The sequence below is a fragment of the Serratia sp. Ae19-1 genome (assembly GCF_059801225.1).
Genome location: NZ_JBCHWD010000021.1, coordinates 1 through 2,950, shown reverse-complemented (window position 1 = coordinate 2,950; position 2,950 = coordinate 1). Strand labels below are relative to the sequence as shown.

Here is a 2,950-nt window from a genome sequence, read left to right as displayed (position 1 = left end):
AAGGCCCAGGGAAGACTCATCTTGAGGCAAGTTTCGCGCTTAGATGCTTTCAGCGCTTATCTTTTCCGCACTTAGCTACCGGGCAATGCCATTGGCATGACAACCCGAACACCAGTGGTGCGTTCACTCCGGTCCTCTCGTACTAGGAGCAACCCCTCTCAATCTTCCAACGCCCACGGCAGATAGGGACCGAACTGTCTCACGACGTTCTAAACCCAGCTCGCGTACCACTTTAAATGGCGAACAGCCATACCCTTGGGACCTACTTCAGCCCCAGGATGTGATGAGCCGACATCGAGGTGCCAAACACCGCCGTCGATATGAACTCTTGGGCGGTATCAGCCTGTTATCCCCGGAGTACCTTTTATCCGTTGAGCGATGGCCCTTCCATTCAGAACCACCGGATCACTAAGACCTACTTTCGTACCTGCTCGAGCCGTCACTCTCGCAGTCAAGCTAGCTTATGCCTTTGCACTAACCTCACGATGTCCGACCGTGATTAGCTAACCTTCGTGCTCCTCCGTTACTCTTTGGGAGGAGACCGCCCCAGTCAAACTACCCACCAGACACTGTCCTCACCCCGGATCACGGGGCAGAGTTAGAACATCAAACATTAAAGGGTGGTATTTCAAGGATGGCTCCACGCAGACTGGCGTCCACGCTTCAAAGCCTCCCACCTATCCTACACATCAAGGCTCAATGTTCAGTGTCAAGCTATAGTAAAGGTTCACGGGGTCTTTCCGTCTTGCCGCGGGTACACTGCATCTTCACAGCGAGTTCAATTTCACTGAGTCTCGGGTGGAGACAGCCTGGCCATCATTACGCCATTCGTGCAGGTCGGAACTTACCCGACAAGGAATTTCGCTACCTTAGGACCGTTATAGTTACGGCCGCCGTTTACTGGGGCTTCGATCAAGAGCTTCGCCTTGCGGCTGACCCCATCAATTAACCTTCCAGCACCGGGCAGGCGTCACACCGTATACGTCCACTTTCGTGTTTGCACAGTGCTGTGTTTTTATTAAACAGTTGCAGCCAGCTGGTATCTTCGACTGGCTTCAGCTCCATCCGCAAGGGACTTCACCTACATGCCAGCGTGCCTTCTCCCGAAGTTACGGCACCATTTTGCCTAGTTCCTTCACCCGAGTTCTCTCAAGCGCCTTGGTATTCTCTACCTGACCACCTGTGTCGGTTTGGGGTACGATTTAATGTTACCTGGAGCTTAGAGGATTTTCCTGGAAGCAGGGCATCAACTACTTCTGCACCGTAGTGCATCGTCATCACGCCTCAGGGTTAGTATGCAACCGGATTTACCAGGTCACACCCCCTACACGCTTAAACCGGGACAACCGTCGCCCGGCTAGCCTAGCCTTCTCCGTCCCCCCTTCGCAGTAACACCAAGTACAGGAATATTAACCTGTTTCCCATCGACTACGCTTTTCAGCCTCGCCTTAGGGGTCGACTCACCCTGCCCCGATTAACGTTGGACAGGAACCCTTGGTCTTCCGGCGAGCGGGCTTTTCACCCGCTTTATCGTTACTTATGTCAGCATTCGCACTTCTGATACCTCCAGCAACCCTCACAGGCCACCTTCAACGGCTTACAGAACGCTCCCCTACCCAACAACGCATAAGCGTCGCTGCCGCAGCTTCGGTGCATGGTTTAGCCCCGTTACATCTTCCGCGCAGGCCGACTCGACCAGTGAGCTATTACGCTTTCTTTAAATGATGGCTGCTTCTAAGCCAACATCCTGGCTGTCTATGCCTTCCCACATCGTTTCCCACTTAACCATGACTTTGGGACCTTAGCTGGCGGTCTGGGTTGTTTCCCTCTTCACGACGGACGTTAGCACCCGCCGTGTGTCTCCCGTGATAACATTCTTCGGTATTCGGAGTTTGCATCGGTTTGGTAAGCCGGGATGGCCCCCTAGCCGAAACAGTGCTCTACCCCCGAAGATGAGTTCACGAGGCGCTACCTAAATAGCTTTCGGGGAGAACCAGCTATCTCCCGGTTTGATTGGCCTTTCACCCCCAGCCACAAGTCATCCGCTAATTTTTCAACATTAGTCGGTTCGGTCCTCCAGTTAGTGTTACCCAACCTTCAACCTGCCCATGGCTAGATCACCGGGTTTCGGGTCTATACCTTGCAACTAATCGCCCAGTTAAGACTCGGTTTCCCTACGGCTCCCCTATACGGTTAACCTTGCTACAAAATATAAGTCGCTGACCCATTATACAAAAGGTACGCAGTCACACCACGAAGGTGCTCCCACTGCTTGTACGTACACGGTTTCAGGTTCTATTTCACTCCCCTCGCCGGGGTTCTTTTCGCCTTTCCCTCACGGTACTGGTTCACTATCGGTCAGTCAGGAGTATTTAGCCTTGGAGGATGGTCCCCCCATATTCAGACAGGATGTCACGTGTCCCGCCCTACTCATCGAACTCACGACCTGTGCATTTTAGTGTACGGGGCTATCACCCTTTACTGCGCGACTTTCCAGACGCTTCCACTAACACACAAGCCGATTCAGGTTCTGGGCTCCTCCCCGTTCGCTCGCCGCTACTGGGGGAATCTCGGTTGATTTCTTTTCCTCGGGGTACTTAGATGTTTCAGTTCCCCCGGTTCGCCTCATGCCACTATGTATTCATGACATGATAGTGTGTCGAAACACACTGGGTTTCCCCATTCGGGTATCGCCGGTTATAACGGTTCATATCACCTTACCGACGCTTTTCGCAGATTAGCACGCCCTTCATCGCCTCTGACTGCCTAGGCATCCACCGTGTACGCTTAGTCACTTAACCTCACAACCCGAAGATGTTTCCATCGTTCGCGCTGCAAACATTTGAGAGACTCTATGACAGGTTACTCTTCATCCCAGTACATCTACGGAGGGACAAATTTCAGCCGTCATGTTTCAATTTTCAGCTTGTTCCAGATTGTTAAAGAGCAA

The 2,950-nt window shown here is 52.5% G+C and carries 1 rRNA gene; it reads right to left on the bottom strand.

Annotated features, from left to right (window positions below):
- Positions 1-2,801 (bottom strand): 23S ribosomal RNA (locus AAIE04_RS25000); the annotation flags it as partial.
- Between the last annotated feature and the right edge of the window lie 149 nt (positions 2,802-2,950).